General features: G+C 68.2%; 20 protein-coding genes and 3 pseudogenes. 14 read left to right on the top strand and 9 right to left on the bottom strand.

Annotated elements, in window-relative coordinates; translation table 11 throughout:
• Window positions 1-685: 685 nt before the first annotated feature.
• A complete protein-coding gene (locus ABT288_RS40755) occupies window positions 686-1,747 on the bottom strand; it encodes a hypothetical protein (RefSeq protein WP_351619290.1) in 1,062 nt (353 codons plus the stop codon).
• Between the two features lie 202 nt (window positions 1,748-1,949).
• Here ABT288_RS40755 and ABT288_RS40750 point away from each other — a divergent pair, with 202 nt between their 5' ends.
• Complete coding sequence (locus ABT288_RS40750; protein WP_351619287.1) at window positions 1,950-2,480, top strand: DUF6368 family protein; 531 nt, start codon at window positions 1,950-1,952, stop codon at window positions 2,478-2,480.
• A gap of 20 nt (window positions 2,481-2,500) precedes the next feature.
• Here ABT288_RS40750 and ABT288_RS40745 read toward each other — a convergent pair.
• A pseudogene (locus tag ABT288_RS40745) lies at window positions 2,501-3,534 on the bottom strand (ISL3 family transposase).
• The gene (locus ABT288_RS50395) at window positions 3,449-3,985 is read right to left on the bottom strand and encodes a transposase family protein (protein ID WP_502972959.1); all 537 of its coding nucleotides are present in this window, start codon (window positions 3,983-3,985) and stop codon (window positions 3,449-3,451) included. Before ABT288_RS50395 ends, ABT288_RS40745 begins: the two are co-directional and overlap by 86 nt.
• A gap of 313 nt (window positions 3,986-4,298) precedes the next feature.
• On the opposite strand from ABT288_RS50395, the gene ABT288_RS40735 reads away from it, so the two are divergent.
• Window positions 4,299-5,168, top strand: a complete 870-nt coding sequence (locus ABT288_RS40735) for an NmrA family NAD(P)-binding protein (protein ID WP_351619281.1) — start codon at window positions 4,299-4,301, stop codon at window positions 5,166-5,168.
• Between the two features lie 135 nt (window positions 5,169-5,303).
• Entirely contained in the window at window positions 5,304-5,741 is a 438-nt protein-coding gene (locus ABT288_RS40730) for a hypothetical protein (protein WP_351619279.1), read from the top strand.
• Window positions 5,742-6,183: 442 nt separating this feature from the next.
• On the opposite strand, the gene ABT288_RS40725 is transcribed toward ABT288_RS40730, so the two are convergent.
• The gene (locus tag ABT288_RS40725) at window positions 6,184-6,699 is read right to left on the bottom strand and encodes a hypothetical protein (RefSeq protein ID WP_351619276.1); all 516 of its coding nucleotides are present in this window, start codon (window positions 6,697-6,699) and stop codon (window positions 6,184-6,186) included.
• A gap of 561 nt (window positions 6,700-7,260) precedes the next feature.
• Here ABT288_RS40725 and ABT288_RS40720 point away from each other — a divergent pair.
• Window positions 7,261-10,116, top strand: coding sequence for an AfsR/SARP family transcriptional regulator (locus tag ABT288_RS40720; protein WP_351619274.1), 2,856 nt, complete (start codon window positions 7,261-7,263; stop codon window positions 10,114-10,116).
• A gap of 148 nt (window positions 10,117-10,264) precedes the next feature.
• Here ABT288_RS40720 and ABT288_RS50390 read toward each other — a convergent pair whose 3' ends face one another.
• Window positions 10,265-10,633, bottom strand: a complete 369-nt coding sequence (locus ABT288_RS50390; RefSeq protein WP_502972958.1) for a helicase associated domain-containing protein — start codon at window positions 10,631-10,633, stop codon at window positions 10,265-10,267.
• Window positions 10,579-11,523 carry an ISL3 family transposase gene (locus ABT288_RS40710; protein WP_502972957.1) on the bottom strand — a complete coding sequence of 315 codons (945 nt, stop codon included), beginning with the start codon at window positions 11,521-11,523 and terminating at the stop codon, window positions 10,579-10,581. The genes ABT288_RS50390 and ABT288_RS40710 overlap by 55 nt, the downstream gene beginning before the upstream one ends.
• 405 nt (window positions 11,524-11,928) lie before the next feature.
• Here ABT288_RS40710 and ABT288_RS40705 point away from each other — a divergent pair, with 405 nt between their 5' ends.
• The 6 genes and pseudogenes from ABT288_RS40705 to ABT288_RS40680 all read left to right on the top strand — a co-directional run bounded on the left by ABT288_RS40705 (window position 11,929) and on the right by ABT288_RS40680 (window position 15,665).
• On the top strand, window positions 11,929-12,840 hold the full coding sequence (locus ABT288_RS40705) for a polysaccharide deacetylase family protein (protein WP_351619271.1): 912 nt from the start codon (window positions 11,929-11,931) through the stop codon (window positions 12,838-12,840).
• Between the two features lie 182 nt (window positions 12,841-13,022).
• Window positions 13,023-14,123, top strand: coding sequence for a M20 family metallopeptidase (locus ABT288_RS40700; RefSeq protein ID WP_351619269.1), 1,101 nt, complete (start codon window positions 13,023-13,025; stop codon window positions 14,121-14,123).
• A 203-nt stretch (window positions 14,124-14,326) separates the two neighbouring features.
• A pseudogene (locus ABT288_RS40695) lies at window positions 14,327-14,485 on the top strand (RNA-guided endonuclease InsQ/TnpB family protein); the annotation flags it as partial.
• Window positions 14,472-14,846, top strand: a complete 375-nt coding sequence (locus ABT288_RS40690) for a zinc ribbon domain-containing protein (RefSeq protein WP_351619266.1) — start codon at window positions 14,472-14,474, stop codon at window positions 14,844-14,846. The pseudogene ABT288_RS40695 and the gene ABT288_RS40690, both read left to right, overlap by 14 nt.
• Window positions 14,847-14,893: 47 nt before the next feature.
• Complete coding sequence (locus ABT288_RS40685) at window positions 14,894-15,067, top strand: hypothetical protein (protein ID WP_351619263.1); 174 nt, start codon at window positions 14,894-14,896, stop codon at window positions 15,065-15,067.
• 259 nt (window positions 15,068-15,326) lie between these two features.
• Complete coding sequence (locus ABT288_RS40680; RefSeq protein ID WP_351619261.1) at window positions 15,327-15,665, top strand: hypothetical protein; 339 nt, start codon at window positions 15,327-15,329, stop codon at window positions 15,663-15,665.
• A gap of 137 nt (window positions 15,666-15,802) precedes the next feature.
• Here the strand turns inward: ABT288_RS40680 and ABT288_RS40675 are convergent, their stop codons facing one another.
• Window positions 15,803-16,072 (bottom strand): hypothetical protein, encoded by a 270-nt coding sequence (locus ABT288_RS40675; protein WP_351619258.1) that lies wholly within the window; start codon window positions 16,070-16,072, stop codon window positions 15,803-15,805.
• 211 nt (window positions 16,073-16,283) lie between these two features.
• Between ABT288_RS40675 and ABT288_RS40670 the strand changes: the two genes are divergently transcribed.
• Both ABT288_RS40670 and ABT288_RS40665 read left to right on the top strand, forming a co-directional pair.
• Window positions 16,284-16,436, top strand: a complete 153-nt coding sequence (locus ABT288_RS40670) for a hypothetical protein (protein ID WP_351619255.1) — start codon at window positions 16,284-16,286, stop codon at window positions 16,434-16,436.
• 244 nt (window positions 16,437-16,680) lie between these two features.
• Window positions 16,681-17,562, top strand: a complete 882-nt coding sequence (locus ABT288_RS40665) for a metallophosphoesterase family protein (RefSeq protein ID WP_351619253.1) — start codon at window positions 16,681-16,683, stop codon at window positions 17,560-17,562.
• 490 nt (window positions 17,563-18,052) lie between these two features.
• Here ABT288_RS40665 and ABT288_RS40660 read toward each other — a convergent pair whose 3' ends face one another.
• Window positions 18,053-19,279 carry an MFS transporter gene (locus ABT288_RS40660; RefSeq protein WP_351619250.1) on the bottom strand — a complete coding sequence of 409 codons (1,227 nt, stop codon included), beginning with the start codon at window positions 19,277-19,279 and terminating at the stop codon, window positions 18,053-18,055.
• Window positions 19,280-19,334: 55 nt separating this feature from the next.
• Between ABT288_RS40660 and ABT288_RS40655 the strand changes: the two genes are divergently transcribed.
• Window positions 19,335-19,697 (top strand): winged helix-turn-helix transcriptional regulator, encoded by a 363-nt coding sequence (locus tag ABT288_RS40655; protein ID WP_014670894.1) that lies wholly within the window; start codon window positions 19,335-19,337, stop codon window positions 19,695-19,697.
• Between the two features lie 64 nt (window positions 19,698-19,761).
• On the opposite strand, the pseudogene ABT288_RS40650 reads toward ABT288_RS40655, so the two are convergent.
• Window positions 19,762-20,907: pseudogene (locus tag ABT288_RS40650) on the bottom strand (IS701 family transposase).
• A gap of 777 nt (window positions 20,908-21,684) precedes the next feature.
• Here ABT288_RS40650 and ABT288_RS40645 point away from each other — a divergent pair.
• Window positions 21,685-22,101 (top strand): hypothetical protein, encoded by a 417-nt coding sequence (locus tag ABT288_RS40645; protein ID WP_351619244.1) that lies wholly within the window; start codon window positions 21,685-21,687, stop codon window positions 22,099-22,101.
• Window positions 22,102-22,174 lie beyond the last annotated feature (73 nt).

The raw sequence follows: 22,174 nt of genomic DNA, 5'->3' as shown, positions 1-22,174 counted from the left end.
GGCCACCGCCCGACGTCCGCCGACCGCCGCACAGGACCGTGACCGGCAGCCCCTGGCCGACCCGGGCACGTCGGCCGCGCCCCGGCCTTCGGACCTGGAGCCGGGGGAGTGGGAGATACCCGGTGTCCCGTTGCAGTACGAGCGGGCCGTCCTCGCCGGCGCGGTGCGCCGCGAGAAGCTGCGCACCGTTGCCGTGCGGGGCCGGGTGTACGACGTCGTCGCGCACCAGCAGGCGGCGATGCCCGAGCAGCTGCTCGCACCCCGGCCCGCCGACCGGGAGCACGACGACCAGGAGCCGGAGGCCGGCCGCCGGGAGGCGGTCGACCTGACGGCGCTGCGGGCCTTGAGGAAGTCCCCCACGGTGTGGAAGCCCTCGATCTCACGGCCGAGCGACTGCGCCACCTTCAGGACGCGTTCACCAAGGCGGCCGCCGACTCCCGCGCCCGCTAGGGCCGCTACGCTGAACAGGACGATGCCGACCCAGTACACCCGGTGCGCGAGGACGACCAGCGGGTTCACCGCCCGCAGGAGCCCGGACCGCACCGTGGCCGGGAGGCCGGCCACTGAGCGCACCGATGCCGCGCACCCGATGTTGTGCGCTTCTTGTTCGATAGAGGCCAGGCACGAGCCCCGACTTCTGGCCGCGGCAGCAGCCGACGCCCAGCGGTGGCGCCGGGCGACCGGGTCAGGACGTCCAGCAGGTGTAGGTGAACCAGGTCTGGACCTCGTCGGCGGACAGCACACGAGTCAGCTCGGCCGTCCCCGGGAGCATCGGGAAGAACCGGTCGGCGTTCCAACTGCGCGGGTACATCGGCTCGTCCAGCACGAGCAGGCGGCGTCCCTCCACAACGGGGATGTCGTCGGGCAGCCCCTCGTTCCAGATCCGCTCCCCGTCCGGGGCGAGGAGTTCGAAGGCCCCGGTCGCGACGGCCCCGGTGCGCCCTTGGGCGGGCTCGGGGTCCGTGGCCAGGCGGACGCTCTCCGCCGACGGTGCGGTGCCGGGCACGTGGCCGCCGCCGACGAGGACGTGGGCGAGCAGCGTGTGCAACTGGAAGTTGTCCCCGATGCCGCCGATGCGCACTTCGAACCCGGTCCCGGTGGGCCGGTGCAACACCACCAGGGGCTCGTCGTCCAGGATGGCCAGCGCGTAAGCCAGGCACTTGAGGTCGTGCCGCTCCAGGGCTGCCAGGTCGCGGCAGGCGGGGAGGAGCGCGGATGCGTGCCGACGGCGCACCTCGGTGCTGCGGCACAGCACGGCCAGCGCGGGGGGCTGCCACTGCTCGACCGAGCACCAAGCCAGCGCCAGCCGCAACGCCTCGTGCGCCTCGCCACCCAGCCGGGCCATCAGCGCGTCGTCGATGATCTTCTCGTTGGCGTCTGGCAGTTCGTCCCCGGCATCGCCGGCGGCGGCCCAGCGGCGGGCGAACTCCAGGGCATCGAGCAGGTCCCGGTGGGTGCCGTCGAGGACCGGCTCCGCACACGCCGCCGGATCGGCACCACGTTCCACGCAGAAGCCGGCCATGGTCGCCAGCATCGGGCGCGGACCGGTGGGCGGAAAGGCAGGGAGTAGCGCGGCCAACCGGGGTCCCACCGGCACGCATTCGGTGCCCGTCGCCGACTGCAGACCACTCATCGCCGCGTTGAACGCTCGCTCGGTGCGGCCACCGTCGCGAGCGGCCACTGCCTGCTCCAGCTCTGACATGACGGCGGCCAGGTCCGCGGCCTTCTGATTCCTTCTGAAGATCACCGGCACACCTTAGGCCTGAGGTCTGACAGGTGTCATCAGGCCACGTCGTTCGAAGATTCCGGACCTCTCCGTGCTGTCGAAACTGGTGAACATGTGCTGTCGGTTCTCGGGCTCTGACTCAATTTCTGTGAAGCGTGCACGCTGAGTAATGAGGTGGGTAGGACGGTTCCGGCTGGTTAGGCTGCGAGCCATGAGTGGACCGGTGTTGGTGGTCGAGTTGGCGGAGGCCGTCCCCCGCGCTGCGATTCAGCAGCTCCGTGACCTTCTGGTTCGCTCCTCGGCACGGTTTGAGGAGAAGCGGGTCGGCGAGTACGACCTGAACATTCAGGCGGAGAGCCTCGGCATCTCGTACACCGGGGGCGTGGACGGACGGCGGCCCGTTCTGGTCTCCGTCATGGGGGCGGGCATCGGCGACGAGTCCGTCTTCGAGGCTGAGCACGCTGACGAAGTCGATCAGGAGCCTCTCATCGGCTTCACGCCGACCCACGCCGTCCACGTCGTCGCCTTCTGCAACCGTCCAGTCGACCACGTCGTCACGGCCCTACTGACCGCCGCCGTCATGGACGTGATCGGCGGCGTTGTCAGCGCCGAACTAGGGGAGGACCAGGTACCCATCGTGGCCGGTCTCCCCGGCGTCATCGCAATGGTGACCGATCCATTGCCCACCACGTACGGTTCGGCGGAGTTCCTCAGAGCATGGGCTGGGCAGCCCGGCTTCCAACTGCTGAAGTAGCCGGAACTCGGTCAGCCGGCTCAGGCGAGTAGTACCCGCTTGCCTAAGAGCCTGAAGCCTGCGCGGCCGAACATCTGGCGCTTGAGCATCTTGATCCGGTTGACGTGGCCTTCGACGTGCCCGAGTTCCAGGGCAGGGTGAGGCCGGCGATGACGGCGTCGAGGGTGTGGAGGCTGGGCAGGTCGTCCTGCCGGACGGCGTTGAGCCATTGGGGCAGGAGGTCGCCCTGGCGCTCGGTGGGCATGACCGCGAAGGAGCGGACGTGCCGAGTGAGGGCGTCGAGTTCGGAGCAGTGGGTGCGGACGGTCTTGAGCTGGAGCTGTTCGGGCTCGGTCAGGGTTTCTGGGCGGCGGAGGATCCATCCGGCGGCCGTACGGGGCGAGGGCGGCCGGGCGGTCACCGGCCGCGGCGAGGTGCGCTTCTTGTGCAGGTAGGCGCGGACGCGCTGGTAGCTGCCTTTGTAGCCGAGCGGCACGATCTCCTCCCACAGTTTCCAGGCGTTGGTGCAGCCCTCTTTCCAGCGGTCGTCGAGGGAGGTCTTGTACTCGTCGAGGACGGAGGGCCGGTTCTGCCACTGGCCGGTGAAGAGTTCTTCTGGCCGGGCGGCGTCGGCGAGCTGTTTGACGATGCGCCAGGTCATCCCGAGCTGCCGCTGGATCGAGCGGCGGCTGTGCCCGGCCTCCAGCAGTGCGTGAACAGCGGCGTGCCGGGCCCGGCTGTGGTCGGCGAACCGGTGCCCGGTCGGCCAGGGCGAGCCGGACGGCTCCTCTCCAGGGGCGGGCTCCGGCTCAGGCTCGGGTGCTGCCGGGACCAAGGCTCGCAGGCAGCGGCGGTGCTGGGCGACGGCTCGTTCGGCGGCTTCGCTCAGGTGGTGCCAGAGATGCCACCGGTCCGCGACCTGGATAGCGTCCGGGGCGCCGGTGGTGGCGCCTTCCGCGAAAAACGGCGCCCGGTCCCGGCAGACGACCTCAACGCCTGGCCGTTCGGCGAGCCAGGCCGCCAGGCTGGATGCCTCCCGGTCGGGCAGCAGGTCGATGGGGCGGCGGGTCTCGATGTCGACGAGGACGGTGCCGGAGTGGCGGCCCTTGCGGGTGGCGTACTCGTCGACGTCGACCACACGTGGACGGCCGCCTCGGGATCGGGAGAGCGTCGACCAGCCGGAGCACCGTGCTGCGGCTGACGGGCACCCCCAGGACGCGGGCGATGCGGGCTCCGGCCCGGCCCGCGAGGGCCAGACCGACCGCAGCCAGAGTCGAGCGCAGCCGCTCGGTCCGCTGACCATGCCGGCATGTCACGCCGGGTATCTGCTCGACGAAAGTACGGCGTGAGCGCCCAGAGTTCCCGCAGGCGAACCGACGAACCCTGAGCTGGAGAACAACGCTTCGGCCTCCGCTCGGAACATCAGCGGGAAACCTTAGGTAGGAACCATGAACCCGGTTGGACCAGACCCCGCAGACCGGGCACACGGCGCCGTCCGCAGTGCATTGCGCGTCAACGCGCACCATCTCGATGTTCACGTCCACCGACAGCACCGCGACGCCCGCGATCTAGGGGAACAACAACTCCTCCAGCCGGAGCATGACCTCTTCCACGGCCCCGAACTGTCGGTCCACTTGCCTTGCCCGCGGACTGATTTCGGGCGACTTTGCGTACGGCCCGGAGCAGCTCAGACGTCACTCAGAGTGGCCGCTTCACAGAAGTTGAGCCGAGCCGGTTCTCGTGAACAGAGCCACGCGTGGCCTGTCCCGCAAAGGGGACACGAGGTGTCTGGATTGGCTTCTAGCGTCCTGCTGGAAACCGTCGAAAGGACACCAAGCCATGCGTATCGCAGTCACGACGCCCACCGGCAACGTCGGACGACACGTTGTCGCCATGCTCCTGCGGGCCGGAGTCCGTCCACGGGTACTGGCGCGCGATCCCGGACGGCTCGCGCCCGACGTGCGTCGCGAGGTCGAGGCGGTCGCGGTGAACCAGCGCGACACCAAGGCTGTCGTCGCCGCCACTGCCGGGGCCGACGCCCTGTTCTGGGTGGATCCCCCGTCGGTGGGCGAAGATCCGCTTGGGGACTACGAGTTGGCCACGGCGAGCGTCGTGCACGCCGTCAGGGAGAACGGCATCGAGCGGACGGTCTTCCAGAGCAGCGTCGGCGCCGAGAAGCGCCACGGAGCCGGCGAGATCGACGGTCTCGCGGGAACCGAGCTCGCCCTCGACTCCCTCGGTGCCACCGTCGCGCACCTGCGCTGCGGCTACTTCTTCACCAACCTGGAGCTCCAGCTCGATGCCGTACGCACCGGCGTCATTCCCGTGATCCTGCCCTTGGACCAGCCCCTTGCCTGGGTCGCGCCGCGTGACATCGCGGAGGTCGCCGTGACCCGGCTGCTGTCGACCGGCTGGTCCGGACGCTGTGTCCAGGCCGTCCACGGCCCGGCCGACCTCACCTGGCCGCAGGCCGCCGAGATCGTGTCCGCCGCCATCGGCCGCCCGCTGCGCGCAGAGCGCGTCAGCGACGACGCGATGCGCAACCTGCTGCGCACATCCGGAATGGCCGACGGCCTGGTCGAAGCGGTCGTCGGGATGTCGACCGGGCTGCGGAACGGCTTCGTCCCGGAACAGCCGCGCACCCTGCACACCACCACGCCCACCACTTTGGCTGCCTGGGCCTACGACGTACTCCGCCCCCAGCTGTGACCGCGTGCGTCCCAGGCCTTCGGCTTTGTGGAAGCCGAAGAGGAGGTGCTGCTTTGAGGCCCGGACAAGCTCACCTATCCGATGCGACAAACCGGACACGACGGCGGGCCAGTTCGGCTTCTGAGAGAGGGATTGATGACCACCGCCACCGAGCTGGCACCCGACGTCAAGCTGACTCACGCCGCTGGCCTCACCGAGGCAGACCTCGACGAGTGGGACCGCTTCATCAAGGACCGACTCAACGCAATGCAGGGCGCACACCCGTACGACAGTGACGAGTGGCGTGCGGGGGGGGCTCTGAAGACCGCCCTGCGGAGGCTGGTCGAACCGGTGCGCGCGTCCTTCCGGTACGACGATGGCACACCCGAGCTTCTCCTGGCCCGGATGCGGCATTGGATCCGGCTCCAGAGCATTGCCGACCGGTGGGGGGACGCGGACGGTTACGACCGTGACCGCTGGTCCTGCCTCTTCCGCCTCGATGCGGCGGATGAGGAGTTGTCGGCGGAGTATGCGCGCAGGTGCGAGGCGGAGCAGGCAGCATGCGAGCGCGACCGGCTGCTGCGGATCCTGTGATGACAGTGGCGCGAGACTGAGCGGCCGGGCCTGCGTGCCGTGGGTTGGTCAGCCGCTAGGGTGCACACCGTCGGCCCCGGCTGCCGCCCTTTCCCCGTAGGACGGCAGGCGGGGCCGACTCGTACCGCCGGCGATGTCCCACGACCGGACGGCGGATGCCGGTGGTCGACGACGGGTAATAGAGACAACCCTTCGTCGGCCGTTTGGAGCGAGGTAGACAGTGCCTCGTTCAGCCAGACGACACGTCGAGCGGACGCAGGCAGGCAATCGGCTCTACCGTCGTAGTGCCTTGCGTTGACAGGACGGCAGGCCCCGGCGGCCCTGCACACCGCGCCCTGGACCAGGGGCCGCCATCCCCGGCACCTGCGGGCGTGGCTACGTCGGAGAGGCTCTCGGACTGCCCGGGTGCGAACCAACCCGGCCGAGGTGCTGGCCGACCAGCTCAGCAGCGCTCAGACGGGTGACTGCTGTCGCTGTACCCACTGCCGAAGTTGTGATAGTTGCCGTGGAAATCGTGGTTGGTCAGGCACTTGGGGTACACGAATGGCGGAAAATGCAACACGCCATGTGCCCAGGACAGATACACGTGTGGCATCGAGTAGCTGTAGCCGGGGCCGTCGATCGGAACCAAGTCGGAGGTCCAGAAGTCTCCGCTGATTTGCTGGTAGGGGCTGCTGTAATACTTCTTGCCAGGCTGCTTGTGATTGGCGTCCTCGATCCAGATGGAGCCGGGGCCGGAGTTGGTGATGGAATCATCACTCCAGTGCACTTCGGCGTACATCATGCGACAGCTGGGGATGTAACCGAGGTACAGCACGCCAAGCGTGCCGCCCGTGGTGGTCTTCAGGGTCGTCGGGATGCTGGCCATTACCCGGTCGGAGCCGCAAGACGCAGCCTGCGCCGGCGCCGCGCCCAGCAGCCCTGCTCCGGTGACCAGAGCCGCGGCCGCAAGCGCCATGGAGAGCTTCTTCTTGAACCTTTGCCATCCAGGCGGGCTTGCGAACGAGCTGGCGGGGGTCGAACTTACCTTGGGAGCTGTGACGGGTTTCATCTGAAATCCTTTCAGTAAAGGGTTGGAGAGGAATAGAGGCCGACGCGAATCTGGTGTCTGTTTTGTAGACCGCGCCGTAGTGACCGGTAACCGTGCGTACGCGGGCTCGGCTTGAGGCAGGCGGTATCGAGACACCTGGATCCACGCAGATACGCAGCGATCACTCCCGTTCGCTTGATCTGCTCATCACTTGGGACTGGCTACCTCCCCTGGTCGCCTCAAGCGCGGACTCCGAAGGCACGCTCCGCACGCATTGCCCGCCTACTGGTCTTCGGCGAGCCCCGCTACGGCGACGATATGGACACGCGTCCGTCGGCCGTCCTAGATTCGTCCTAGTGCCAGGTCAGCGAGGGGACCAACGCTGATCACGAAGTACCTGGGGGGAAGATGAGATTCGGCGTACTGGGGCCGTTACATGCCCAGATCACCGGACGAGAGGTCCGATTAGACGGACCGCGGCAGGCCAAGATGCTGGCCGCGCTTCTGATCGACGCCAACAACATCGTCGCCATGGAACGGTTCTTGGCCGTGATGTGGGACGGGAAGGCGCCAGCCACTGCGGTCCGTCAGGTCCAGGACGCTGTCTCCGGGCTGCGCCGCAACCTCGCCGCGTGCGGAGCACCAGGCCCCTTGATCAGTACGCGGCGCGGCGGCTACGAGATCCACCTGTCCCCGAATCAGCTCGACCTGCTGGAGTTCGACCACGAGCGGCGCCTCGCCGAACGGCACACGGACCCGTCCGAGACGGCTGTAGCACTTCGGCGGGCGCTGGCCTGCTGGCGCGGGCATGCCCTGAGCGACATCTCCAGCCGGGCCCTGGAGATCGATGCGGCACGGCTGAACGAGAAACGCGCGGACACACTCAAACAGTGCCTGGCCATCGAACTCGGTCTGGGGCGTCATCGAGAGGTCATTGACGAGCTGACCGCTCTGCTCCGAGAGCACCCCTACGACGAGCATGTCGCCGAACACCTGATAGTCGCTCTCTATCGGTGTCGGCGACAAGGCGAGGCGCTGCAAGTGTACGAGCGGCTGCGCCGGACACTGGCCGACGAACTGGGCGTCGACCCCACCCCGCCGCTCCAGGCGCTGCACCAACGCATACTGACCGCGGATCCCACCTTGACGGCCCCGGTCCCAGCCAGCAGGCCCTTGGACATACCACCGCAGGGCCCTGACGCGGCGGCCGCCGGGCCGGCCATGGCGATGCCGGTGCGTCAACTACCCCTTGACGTGCCGGACTTCGTGGGCCGGGCCGAGGCACTGGCCGAGATCGCCGGTCTGCTCGACGGGCCGGCGCCGAACCGGGCCCGGGTGGCCGTCATCGTGGGCGGTCCCGGTGTCGGCAAGTCCTGCCTGGTGACGCACGCTGCGCGGCTGGCGAGCGGCGCCTTCCCCGACGGCCAGCTCTACCTCAACCTCGCGGCGACGTCCGATCAGCCGCGGGACCCGGGGCTGATGCTGGCCGAGGCACTGCGCGCGCTCTCGATCGCCGGCAGTGCGATCCCGAAGGGCCTGGCCGAGCGGGCTGCGCTCTACCGGTCGTTGCTGGCGGACCGTCGCATGCTGGTGGTGCTGGACGATGCCGGTCACGCCGATCAGGCGCTGCCCTTGCTGCCGGCCGCCAACGGCTGTGCCGTGTTGATCACCAGCCGCACTCTGTTGACGCAGCTTCCCGGCGCTCTGCACATCGACCTGGACGTGCTGAGCCCGGCAGAGGCGCGGGAGTTGTTCACGGGAATCGTCGGGCGGTGGCGGGTCGAGCGGGAACCGGAGGAGGCCGACGCAATCCTCGACTGCTGTGGCAATCTGCCGCTGGCGATCCGGATCGCCAGCGGCAAGCTCACGGGCCGTCCGGCTTGGTCGCTGCGGGTGCTGCGGGAACGGATCGAGGATGAGTCCCGGAGGCTGGCCGAGCTGAGGATCGGGGACCTCAGCGTGCGAGCCAGCGTCGAACTGAGCTTACGGCTGCTGCCCGCCGACGCGGTGCGCGCGCTGAGCCTGCTGGGTCTGCTCGGCGCCTACACCCTGCCCGGCTGGGTGGTCGGCCCGCTGCTGGACCGCTCGGACGCCGAGGAGGTGCTGGACACCCTCGTCGACGCCAGCCTGGTGCGGCTGACCGCCACCGACGCCATCGGCCAGCCGCGCTACCGGCTGCACGACCTGATCAGGACCTGTGCCGTGGAGATCGCCGCCCCGCTGCCCACGGCGGACAAGAGGGACGCGATCATCCGAGTGCTGTCCGTTTGGCTCGGCCTGATCGGGTGCGGCACCGATCGGCTGCCGGCGGCGGGGCTGCTGGCAGCCCCGCCCGGTGCGGCACCGCGCCGATCGCTGCCTGATGCGGTCGTGGACCGGCTGATGGCCGACCCGGTTGGCTGGTTCGACGCGGAACGCGACAACCTGCTCGGCGCGGTGAAACTGGCCGTGGACTGGGGCCTGGACGAATTGGCCTGGGAGCTGGCGGCCGGCGCAGCGACCTACTACGACCACCGGTGTCTCTATCAGGACTGGCAGCACGGGCACCGGCTCGCGCTGGACGCGGCCGAGGCTGCCGGCAACGTGCGCGGCGCATCGGTGCTGCTACGCGGTCTTGGCCAGCTGCACATCTACCAAGACGAGTTCGATCGGGCCACCCGGGCCCTGGAGTCCTCCCTCGGGCTGTGCCGGGACGGTGGGGACAAGCGCGGCGAGGCGTTGTCGCTGGCGATGCTGGGTACGGTCAGCCGGGTGCAGGACCGTGACGACGAAGCCCTCGAACGTGTCGAGCAGGCGCTGACCATCGCGGTCGGTGAGGGCGACCGGCACATCGAAGCGCAGCTGTCCTGCTCCATGGCCGTGATGAAGCTCATGCAGGGCAAGCTCGACGAGGCGGAGTTCTGGTTCGACGGGGCCTTGAGTCACGCCAGGGCGGTGGGCGACGGGCATCGCGTGGCCGTGGTGCTGCGACGGTTCAGCCGGCTGCACGATCGGCGCGGTGATCCGGACGAGGCGCTGCGCTGCCTGTGGCAGGCGCTGGCCACCTTCGAGGAACTGGCCGACGAGCGGTGCGCCGCGTACACGCTGCTGGAAGTCGGCCGCGTGTACGCCGGTCAGCACGACCGGGACCGGGCGAGCCCGGCGTTGGAGCGTGCGGCGGGCCTGTTCCACCGGCACGGCGACCGTCAGGACGAGGCCACGTGCTGGCAACTGATCGGTGACCTGGATGCAGCCGCCGGCGTCCACCACCTGGCGCACCAACACCGCGGGCGGGCGCAGCGGTTATGGCGGACGATCGGCGACATGAACCAGACGAAATTTCCGGCGCGACCATCGTCGCCGTGACCTGACTGACGCTGCGTATGCGTAAGCAGTGCGAGAAGTGAGCCGCCCTCGACACGGATACGGGGATAGGACCCGATACGCTTCTTCACCTGGGAAGTGCTTCTTTCCTCGGAGTCAACAGGGCCCCAGCAAGTCCTATCGTTGCAGGTCAGAGGCACCTTCCGTGTTTTTGATCAACTCTCGGACAGGCCACCTCGTGAAAGCGCGAGGCCAGGTCCTCGCCTTGGTGCACGACGTCGCTGGGCTCGGTCGGCAGTGCGCCGCCGGTCTCCAGGTGGAGCCGGACGAGGTGGAAGGCGCGTTGCCATTCCACTGGCCAGGCCGGGCACCACGAGGGGTCGATGTCCTCGAGCTGATCGCGCCGCTCGTCCGACAGCGCTCCGGCCGCCGACTGAACCGGCAGGCCCTCGGCGTGCCGCTGCTCGATCTCGGCAGCCTTGCGAGCGGCGGCCCGCTGGTTCTTCAGCCAGATGCCCACCGCGTAGCCCCGGTGGGTGGCGTCCAGCGGCGCGAGCAGGTGCCCGTTCGCCTCGGCCCACCCACGTGCGGCGGCCAGGCCCTCTTCCCAGGCGACGTCGAAGTGCGACCACACCATGCCCAGCTTCTCCAGCTGCGCGATGCGGTCCTCGTCCATGCGGCGTAGAAGCGGCGTGCGTCGGCGCTCCACTGCCCGAGGGGGAAGGCTGCGAGCGAGGTCGGCCACCCCTCGGTCTCCGCGTCCTGGTCGTCGTGGCCGGGCTCGCGGTAGGTGAGTTTCGCGGCCTGCCGATCGGTGAGGTCTGCCTCGTTCTTCCACAGCGCGAAGCGGGAGTCTTTCAGCGTCCGGGCGGTGTCGGGATCGGTGGCCTGGTGGCGGGCGCGGTTCCACGAGGCACGGCGTTCGACATCCAGGGCGTCGGTGGCCCACGCGACCACGTGGAACGGGTCCATCACGCGCACCGCCGAGGCGGCCTGGTCGGCCAGGACCTGGGCGATCCAGTCGGCGCCGTCGGCGCTGATGTGCGTCAAGCGGGCGGTGCGGTCGGCGCCGAGTTGGTCGAAGAACCGGTGCAGGACGTCCTTGCCGTGCCCGTCGGCCATCCACACCACCCTCGCGGTGTCGTGGTCCACGACGATCGTCATGTACCTCTGCCCGCGGCGGTGGCTGATCTCGTCGATGCCGATCCGCCGCAGCCCCGACAGGCGGTCGACCAACCGGTCGCGGTCGGCGACGTACCGCTCGACGATCCCGCCGATGGTCCGCCAGGACGTGCGCATCAACTGCGCGGCCGCGCTTTTGGAGCACTCGGCAGCCATCCAAGCCGCCTGCTGGTCGAAGGCGTGGGTATGCCCGGCGCCGAGACGGGCCCAGGGCACCGCGGCGACGGTCGTCCCGTGCTCCCGGCAGGTCACCCGCGGCAAGATCATCCCGTGGCCCCTTTTGGGCTCACCTCGGCGGTACCCCGTGAAGATCCGCCTCGGTGAATGGAACGTGCCCGGCTGATCGCCTCCCGGGCGCCACCGCTCTGCACCACCACCGCACCAGATCGAGCTGGGAACAGCGGGGAACCACAGTGAAAGCAGCCGAGCCGTACGAGACTCGTTCGGGCAGGCCGTGCCGGTTGCTCGGCTTCGCGTGGGGGACGCGGGCTCCGAGTTCGGCGGTGAAGTGGCGGGCCTGTAACCGCTGGGGTGTCGTGGGAGTGCATGCTGGCAGCGCTCCCGCCCGACGCGCCCCTCCCTGGCTGAAGGCCCCCGCACTCCCCCTGTCCTCCCGGCACCGCTGCCGGCCACCCCCTCAAGGGCAGGCTTCCGTCGGCCGATGGCGGTGGCATGGACACGCGTTCTGTCTTTGCCGCACACCCTCTCGTGGGCCGCCGCCTGCTCCGGGTGGCCATCGGGCTGTTCGCCGCCCTGTGGGTGGTGGCACCCAGGCCCCCGGCCGCGATCGCCGGGGCTGCCGCACCGCGCCCCGCAGTTGCTGCGGACGAGGAGAGCCTGCGAGCGCTGTTCGGATCGGAGAACCGTGTGATCCGCACGCGCGAGCGCGTGGTCGCGGTGACGTTCAACGCGGCCTGGAACGACGCCGGCCTGAACCTTGTCCTCGGTGAGCTCGCCCGCCGGCACGTGCCTGCCACGTTCTTCCTGACCGGCGACTTCGCCCACCGATATCCCGAGGCGGTGAGGAGGATCGCGGCTGCGGGACATGGCCTGGGCAACCATTCCTACAGCCACCCCTACTTCAAGGACCTGACCAAGGCCGGAAGACGCCGCGAAATCCGGGCAGCGGACCGGGCCCTGCGCGCGGCCGGGGCAGCAAGGGCTCTGACCCCGTTCTTCCGGTTCCCCTACAGCGAGACCAGCCCCGCACAGATCAGGGAGGTCAACGGGCTGGGATTCGCGGACATCGAATTCACCACCGACACCAACGGGTGGAAGGGCACCGAGGGCGGCATGACCGTGGACCGCGCCGTGCGCAGGGCGCTGGAGGCCCTTCGCCCAGGGGCGATCCTGCAAATGCACGTCGGGGCATTTGAGGGCCACACCGAGGTGATCGACGCCCAGGCCCTCCCGCGGATCCTCGACGCGATCACCGCCCGCGGCTACCGGGTCATCGACCTCCGCACCCTCCTCCACCTCATGAAGTCGCAACCGGTGTCCTCGAAATGCGGCGCACGGACCCGTGTCGGCGGCACCGCCTCCGCGGAAGCAGACCGCTTCCTGTCGGCGGCGCGGCTGCGGTAGCCGTGGTGCGCCGGGCCTCGCGCACCCGTGCGCCTGAGGGTGAGCGCCGCACAGGAAGGACTTGGACGCCTCCGGCTGACCGTTCTGCCCCGGGCCAAGGACATGGACCTCGCCCCCTACCGCAGCCGCCATCTGTCCGGCATCGAGCACCGGTGCCCGGGAGAGGCAACTAGGCTTATTCCATGATCACGCACACGACCGTCGCCACCAGTGTCGATGCGATGCTCGACGACCTCAGGACACTCGTCAAGACAGAGTCCCCCTCCCGCCACCTCGATGCGCTGGACGCGTCGGCCCGAGCGGTCGCCGGTGTCATCGAGAACCGCTTGGGGGGCAGGGCCGTGCTCGTCCCGAGCGAGGCCGGGCCTCATGTGCACTGGTCGGGCGGCGGGGAACCGAAGGTGCTGATCCTCGGCCACCACGACACCGTGTTCCCGCTCGGCACCCTGGAGCGCCGCCCCTTCAAGGTCGAGGAGGGCCGGGTGACCGGCCCGGGTGTGTTCGACATGCTGGGTGGTCTGGTGCAGGCCATCCACGGACTGGCGCTGCTCGACGATCTGTCGGGCGTGGAGATCCTGGTGACCGCCGACGAGGAGGTCGGCTCCCGGGCCTCGCGGGCCCTGATCGAGGAGCGTGCTCTCGCCTGCGGTGCCGTGCTGGTGTTCGAGGGAGCGGCCGACGGAGGGGCCCTGAAGACGGGCCGAAAGGGCTGCGGCACCTTCGAGGTCTCCATCACCGGGCGGGCCTCGCACGCGGGCCTGGAACCCGCCGCTGGTGTGAACGCCCTGGTCGAACTGGCACATCAGGTACTGGACATCGCGGCACTCTCGCGGCCCGAGATCGGTACAACCGTCACGCCGACCGTAGCTTCCGCCGGCACCCAGGACAACGTCGTTCCCGCTGGGGCGACCGTGTTCGTGGACGTCCGCGTTGAGTCGCCCGAGGAGAAGGAGCGTGTCGAGTCGGCGTTCGCCGCCCTGGCCCCCCATGTCGACGGAGCCGTCGTCTCCGTACAGGGAGGTGTCGGTCGACCGCCCATGCCCGAGTCGGCGTCGATGCAGCTCATGGCCCTTGCGCGGAGCCTGCAGCCCGGCATCGAGGGCAGGGCAGTCGGTGGTGGAAGTGATGGCAACCTCACGGCTGCCCTGGGCGTGCCGACGCTCGACGGCCTCGGGGCTGTCGGAGGCGGTGCCCACGCGGACCACGAATACCTTCTGGTCGACACCATGGCCGAGCGAGCGAGGCTAGTCGCGGGCTTGGTGAGTGCGATCCGGACGCAGTAGAGAAAGGTTGACGCGAGGTCCTGGTCGTTCACCTCCGCCGACCACGATCGGGTGGTGCCCGGTCGGGTCATGGCAGGGTGAGCACGATCTTCTTACTGCACCACGAGGTCGCCGTGCGGCGCAGCACCGTCCTGCACGCGCTGAGCAAGCAGCTCGCCACCCGCTTCGCCGAAGTCGCCATCGAGGACCTCAACGTCGCCGGGATGACCCGCACCGCCCGCGGCACCCTCCACAAGCCCGGCCAACGCGTCCGTCAGAAAGCCGGCCTGAACCGGGCCATCCTCGATACCGCGCCCGGCGAGCAGCGCCGCCAGCTCACCTACAAGACCTGCTGGTACGGCTCCACCCTTGCGGTCCTGGACCGCTGGTTCCCATCCAGCAAGACCTGCTCCGCCTGCGGGTGGCAAAACACACGCCTCACGCTCAACGGACAGGACGTTCCACTGCACCAACTGCACCCTCACGATCGACCGGGACCTCAACGCCGCACGCAACATCGCGGCCCACGCCATCCCCGCCGACCGGCCTGTCGCCCCTGGTAGAGGGGAGACACAAAACGCCCGCGGAGCCCCCGTAAGACCACCCGGCCCTCGGGCCGGACGGCAGGCGGCGATGAAACGGGAAGACACCAGCCCACCCAGGCCGGCGCCACCTCAGCGGAGCGATCCGCTGACGCTCTCCACCCTCAACGACATCGGACACGAGACGGCAAAGCAGTTCTAACACTGCTGGTCACGAAGTGTCCGACCCACGTGTGTGGGGAGCGATCGGTGAACTACTCCTGCCCGCCCCCGAACCGCACCAGCACGGCGGTGTTGAAGGACTGCGAGCCCAGTTCCGTGAACTGGACCTACATGACGCGGACGTACGGGACCATCTACTACAACGGCAAGCCGACCGCCGGCCACGTGGACAGTTCCCTGCTGAACGTCAAGTGCGTCTGATGAGGACCCGCTGACTACGTTGCCGGATCCGGGGCTCTGCAGCCCACCTCCGTACACGGCTGCAGAGCTCCGCCGTTGCTCAAGGGGGCGAAACGTGACTGAGGAGCGCCGGGAGAGGGCCTGGAGCTTTTGCACTGCGGTGAATACGCGGGTGCAGGAGCTGTGCATGCAGGACGCTGCCTTCAGAAGTGAGATCGCACGGCTCTAGCTCAAGTGGCAGGCCGATCCGGACGGCACCGACGCCAAGGTGCGCTTGCTGGTGACACTCGCTCTGTTCTCGCTCGTCCTGGATCAGCCGATCTCGACGGCCGAGTCCGACTGGGAGCAGATCACGACGGCCGAGATCCTTGAGGCGGTGGTCGCCAGGCCCGTCCACGAACTCTTCGCCTCCCTGTCGGCGCTGCCACCGGGAGACCAGGGGCACGTCCAGGCCCTCAAGCTCATGAGCTACGGCTTCGGCACCAGCCGCGGTCCCTCCGCCACGGTCAACTACTGGGCCTACCTGACCACGGCGGTCAGCCTCTGCCTGGAGCACATAGCAACCGTGACCTCGCAGGAGGCTCCGACCTGTGCGGCAGTCCTGACAGCCAGCCGGTGATCCGGCACAGTCCGTCACGGCCGGGTGCCCAGCAGTTCGGGCACGCAGCTGTCCGAACTCGGAGGCCCGGCAGGCATGGCGGGGCTCCGGGGGACATGTACGTGACCGTGCACATCGACCGCTGATTCACCGGCTGGTCACGCTGCCCAGGTGGGACGTTGACCGCTGCACGGTTGCCACTGCTGCAGATGAAGTTCCTCGGCGGACTGTGACGCGAGTCGCGCCATCACCCACAATTGCGTGCCGGGCAGCTCGCGGCGCGGCTTTCCGGCGACTGTCTCGATGATCGAGGCGTCTACTGGGGCAAGAATTTGTCCCTGATGTGAATTTTCGAGAGATGCAAGCGTTGTGTCATAACTGGCGCGGATCACGGCGGCCCGGGACATGAAATGCTGTTTCAGCCTCATCGCCCCCTGTGTGTGCTTTGTTACGTGGGGAGTGGCTGAATCATGCACCCACTCCGGCTCGAAGTGAATCCCTCAGTCGCACGCGCCTGTTCTCGAGTGCCGCTCATGCCGACATGCGGCCGCAGGACGGCCGCCGGGGGGGGGGACAGGGGCATGCACGATCCGGCCCGAATCCTCTTCGCACTGAGTTGAGTTGAGCTTGGATGGGGCGATGGACTTCCCTGCTTTTACCGAGGCCGCGCCGCTGACCGCGCTCGAGATCGAGGCGCTGCGCTCCCCGCACGTCACGCTTCAGGACCTGCGACACGAGTACGACTCGGCACTCGCTCTCACCCAGCGCTGCTCGGCTGGAGGAGAACGCTGAGGTGTACACCCACGGCCGGGCCCTAACCCACCATCCGGACACCCTCTGAGCTTGCCCGCTTGAACGGCTGCGGCCCGCTGATTCTGTACACGAGATGGGGCAGCAATTGTTCAGCACTTCGGACGGCACCGGTCCCTGGCCCCGTTCGATTTCGTGATCAGGGACAGTCGGGAACGGCCAGTGGGTGCCGACCGCATGACCAGAAAAGCCGTGGCTCGGCGCGGGCGCCGAAAGCTAGTTTCAGATGATGCGGATCTTGCATCTCTCTGACACTCATCTCGACCGCTCTGGCGGTCCCGACGCCGACGGGGCCGATGGCACTGCCGCACTTCGCTGCCTGCTTGCCGAACTGGACCACCTGCGCGACCTCGACGCAGTAGTGGTCACGGGCGATGTCGCGGACGACGGTTCTCTCGAGGCATATGCGCGGGCGCAGGGGCTCCTGTCCAGGTACGCCGGCCAACGAGGGGCGGACGTCTTCTACACGACGGGCAACCACGACGACCGCACCGCATTCGCAGACGTGCTCGGCAGCGGCCATGTCCAGCCCGAGGCAGTGTACGAGGGAGCGGCGGGTGAGCGAGCAGGGGCAAGCACCATCGACGGATGGCGGCTGATCACGCTGGACACGCTCGTTCCGGGCAAGGGTTACGGTCGACTGGACCGTGGTCAACTCGACTGGCTCCGCGAACTACTCAGCAGCCCGGCACCGTTGGGCACCGTCCTGGCCTTCCACCACCCGCCAGTCGCCCTGGACGTCGACGTCCAGCGGGCGCTGGGCTTGCAGAACAATGCAGAGCTGGCCGAGACCATCCGTGGAACCAACGTCCAACTCATCTTGAGCGGACACTTCCACCTGCAGATTCTGGGGCACCTGGAACAAGCAACCGTCTGGGTGACGCCCGGCGTCGTCAGCCGCATCGATCTGACGGCTCGGCCCGGCACCGAGCGCGCTGTCCACGGCCCGTCAGCCTCCCTCGTGCAGCTCGGAACACCCCACGGCCCCCTTATCCACACGCTGCATGTCCGTGACCCGCGCATGGGTGAGACGGTCTACGAGGCCGACGAGGAGGAGATGCGCGAGGTCATCGAGAGGCTCGGCCCCTCCGCGGTGAACCCGAACTGAGCCCAGGGCTCCGCTCCGCCGCTTCACTGGCTTGCTGCTCATGCCGAGCAGCACCCGCTGCGACTCTTGGCTGTTCGAATCGAGAGCCCACCAATTGCTGTCCGAAGTGCTGAACAACTGCTGCTCAATCTCGTGGACAAAGCCAGCCCGCGAACACCTGGCGCGCAGGTTGAGGTTGGCGAGGAGCTGGTGGGCGGGCGTGTACTTCTTTTGGCGTCGGGGCGGATCAGCATGCCGATCGGGAAGCGGCCTTTGACACGGCAGCTGTAGTTCTGGTGTTGGTGCAGGTCGGGCGTGTCAGGGGCGGGTGTGGGCATGGGTATGGGTATGGGCATGGCCACCGTGATCATGAACGTTTGTGAGGACGTATCAAGAGACGGTGGCCGTGGAGGCCACGATAGCCGGGCAGGCGTGGGCGAAGGCGTTCGGGACGGCGGTGGGGGGGTGAGAGGTCTACTGCGGCCGCGAACTACGCACGGAGATCCGCCGGTTAGACATCTCCGATGCGGCTCTGCGCCGCTGGCACCACTTTGCCGATCGTAGTGGCGAGCGTGGCTCCGAGGACGCTGACGCCCACCAGGGTCAGCCAGATCGAGGCTGCCCCGGTGGACAGCAACCCGGAGAGCACGGCCGGAGCGACCGCTCCTGCGACAGTCACGGCGAGCTGGTTGAGGGCCAAGTACCGGCCGCGGAGAGCGTCTGGGGCGCTCTCCGCGGCGACAGTCGACGTGATGGGGCCGCCGAGGATTTCACCGAAGGTGTAGCTGATTGCACCGAGCAACAAGACGCCGACCGCGAGGGCGGGCGCAGCCACGCGGTCGGCGGCGAGGAACAGGAGGTAGCCGGCCGCAAAGGAGACGTGTCCGGCGACGAGGACGCGGCTGCGGATCCGCCCGCTGAGCCACCCGACGACGATGCCTTGGCCGAAGCCGACCATCAGGGTGTTGAGCGTGAAGACCGTGCCGGCATTCCAGCCAGGCAGTCCCAGCACGTGCACGGCGTAGACCGGTATCGCGATGTTGAGGGCGAACAAGGAAATCGCGAAACACAGTTGATGCGCGACCAGTAACAGGTACCGCCGGTCCCGGAGCACGCGCCCCCAGCCTCCAGCAGTGTCCTGGCCCGCCTCGGGACGGACATTCGGCACGGCCCGCATCAGAACGAAGGCGGCGACATAGGACAAGGCGTTGCCGACCACGATCGTGGCGTAGGCGCCGTGAGTACCGATACTGACGGCGACGGCGGAGAAGAGCCCGCCGAGTGCGTAGCCGAGGTTGCGTACCGACCCCAGAAGACCGAACCAGCGCTCGCGTTGGCCGGGCGCGGCCAGCGCCGTGACGGTCACGCCGTAGCAGCTGAAGAACACCGCCCGCCCGGCACTGTTCAACCAGGCGCAGATGGCGATCTGCCATGTCTGGCCCACGACGAGATACCCGGCGAAGCCGAGTGCCTGGGCCAGGTTTGCCGCCTGCACTACCGGCTTGGCGCCGTGCCGGTCGACCAGTCCTCCGACCAGAGGACCCGCCGGGAGCGCCAGCAGCCCGGCCGTCGTCAGTGCCGCGCCCACCTGCACCAGCGTCAGCGACGTCGTGGCCAGGAAATACAGCATCGAAACGGGGACGAAGACACCGGTGCCGAGCGAGTCGATGACGATCGCTGCGACGAAACGTCCGTGCCGAGCTATCGAGGGACGGACCGTGCAATCGGGAAGAGACACACCCCGGACGGTATAGATTTTATACCGGTATCCACAACGCTACCGGGAGTCGTGTATGGGTAAGGCCTACAACATCATGGCCGCGACCTGCCCCAGTCGCACCGTTCTGCACCGGATCGGGGCGCGCTGGACGGTGTTCATCGTCAACGCGCTGGACAACAGGCCGATGCGATTCACCGAGCTCAAGGCGCACATCCGGGGGATCACACCGAAGGCGCTCACCGAGACGCTTCGGGCGATGGAGTACGACGGTCTGATCTCTCGCACGGAGATTCCCGCAAATCCCCCACATGTCGAATACGCCCTCACCGACCTCGGCCGGTCACTGCTGACACCCCTACGTGCCGTCCGGGAATGGGCCGAGAGCCACGTCCCCGACATCGAACGTGCCCGCGCACAAGCCGACGCGCAACGGTAACCCCGTTCGCCGATCTGGCCACGAATCGCGCGGCGCGGGGCAGTCACGGCAGCTGTGGTTCCGATCACGGTTGGTCGTAAAGGTGGTGTCGTTGCTGGTGGCAAGCTTGCGCGATGGCCTGATGCCGTCAGCGCCAAGCGGTCCAGCGGAGCGCGTGCTCGCGATCACGCGTGGGTGGCGGCAGAACGAAGGTCCGTAGGAAGCGTACGAGTTCGGGGCAGGTCAGCGGGACGAGACGGGTCGGTCGTCTGGTGGTGACGGGTGTCTCGGTATGCAGGGTCATGGTGAGAACGGCGGCGGCGATCAGGGAGAACAGTGACCACCGCGTCCAGGAGTTCCAGCAGGTGACCTGGCCCTGGTCGAGGCCGGTGTAGCCCTTCGCGAGCTGGCGTCGGCCCTTGGCGCCGTCGCCGGTGGCCTGGCGCATCCACTGCTCGGGGCGGACCTTGTTGAGCAGTTGACGGGCTTGCCAGCGCCGTCCGGCGCCGTCGACGACCGGGTGGGTGGCCGGGACACCGACGGCATAGCCGAGTCCTAACCGGCGGATCTCCATGCGTAGTTCACGGCCGCAGTAGACCTCATCGGCGGCGAACCAGCGAGCGCGCACCCCGGCGTCGAGGGCATCGGCCACCATCCGTGCGGCCTGCTGTGACTTGGTGGCGAAGGTGATCTCGTCGGGGACGCCGGCCGCCTCGCGTCGCTCATCATCGGCGACCCAGTCAGCCGGGAGGTACAAGGCCCGGTCGATGATCACCCGTGTGGTCGATGTGACCACGGCCAGATGCACCGCGACCTGGCACAGACCCACACCGTGCAGGGCACCGGAATACTGCCGGCCCGCGCCCACACAGCCAGTCGAGGACTTGGCGTCCCCGGTCTCGTCCACCACCAGCACCACGTCCTCGTCGGCAAGGTGATCGATGACCATCCGGGCGACCTGCTCGCGCGCCTGGTCGTGATCGAAACGGGCGCGAGAGAGCAGATGCTGCAACCGATGCGGGCCGGGGTGCCCGAGCGCCTCGGCGAGGGTCCAACAGTTGCGCGTGTGCACCTCCAGCAGCAGCCCGGCGGTCAACTCCCGGGCGGTCTCGCGTGCTTCACGCCTCGCGAAACAGCCTCCAATCACGCCCATCGCCGCTCCGAACGCCTTCGCCCACGCCTGCCCGGCTATCGTGGCCTCCACGGCCACCGTCTCTTGGTACGTGCTCACAAACGTTCATGATCACAGTGGCCGTACGCATGCCCAGACCCGCCCCTGACACGCCCGACCTGCACGAACACCAGAACTACAGCTGCCGTGTTTGAGTCCGTCTGATTCGAGGGACGAACCACCCTGCCCAGTAGCCGAAGGAATTGGGGCTGCCATAGGCGTGAAAGCTCAAGCGACCCTCAAATAACGCGCCCATCGGCTTCCATCACAGTCCCTTCACTTGCATCGCAAGATCCAAGGCATGCACAAATAGCGAGGCCGCCGCGCAGCTGAAACAAGTGCTGCGTGTACGTGCTCACAGCTCTCTGAACAGGAGCTTCAGGCTGCTTGTGGGGGAGTTGCATGTTTTGGTGCGCGTCGTCGCTGCTTTTTGCGCGTAATGCGTATACGTACAGCGATCTCTGCCGCTCTTGCTTCGTCCCTGACTGCTGCTCTTGCTGTCACCAGCGCCCCGGCCTTCGCCGCTGACGGTGATACCGCCGTGCAGGCTGCCGCTGTTGTGCAGCAGGCCACTGGCACGCAGACCATCGCCGCGTCCACGGCCACGGCCACCAGTCCGGCGCAAGCTTCGACGGGTGGTGTAACCGTCTCCACCCCGGAGAACGCCGGCGGTCAGGTTGCCGCCTCAGCACCGGGCACGGGCAGCCTGTCACTCGGCCTGCCCGGCCGCAGTGACGTGGAGGGGTTAAGACCGGAGAGGGCACCGTCGTCTACCCGGATGCCGCCACCGCGACCGACCTGGCGGTCCAGCCCTCCACGGACGGTGGCGCGTCCACTTTGATCACGCTCAAGAATGCCCAGGCACCGACCACGCAGCGCTTCACCCTGAACCTGCCGGCCGACACCAAAGCAGTGGAAGACGGAGCGGGCGGCTACCTCCTGCTGCGCACCCTGGCAGGCGGCACCGCCGCCCAGGAGGTCGGGCACATCTCCGCGCCCTGGGCGAAGGACGCCAACGGCCAGCCCGTACCGACTCATTACACGCTCGAAGGCGATCAGCTCGTTCAGACGGTGGCGACCACGAGCAACACCGCTTTCCCTGTGGTCGCCGACCCCCACTTCACGTGGGGCATCATCACGGGCACCGCGTATTTCAACAAGTCCGAGACCAAGAAGCTGGCATACGGCGGTCCCGTCGCTCTTGCCGTCCTGACCACGATCGCCGGCCCCATTGAACCGCCCCGGGTTCGGTAGAGATCTCAGATTGTGGTTGTGACCTGGGGTTTCGTGAGTTCCGTGTAGTAGTTGGCTTCGTACTCGACAGGCG

Source organism: Streptomyces sp. NPDC001093, assembly GCF_040298985.1.
Classification (GTDB): Bacteria; Actinomycetota; Actinomycetes; order Streptomycetales; family Streptomycetaceae; genus Streptomyces.
Note: the sequence above shows the minus strand (reverse complement) of the source record. Positions and strands in the feature narration are given on the sequence as shown.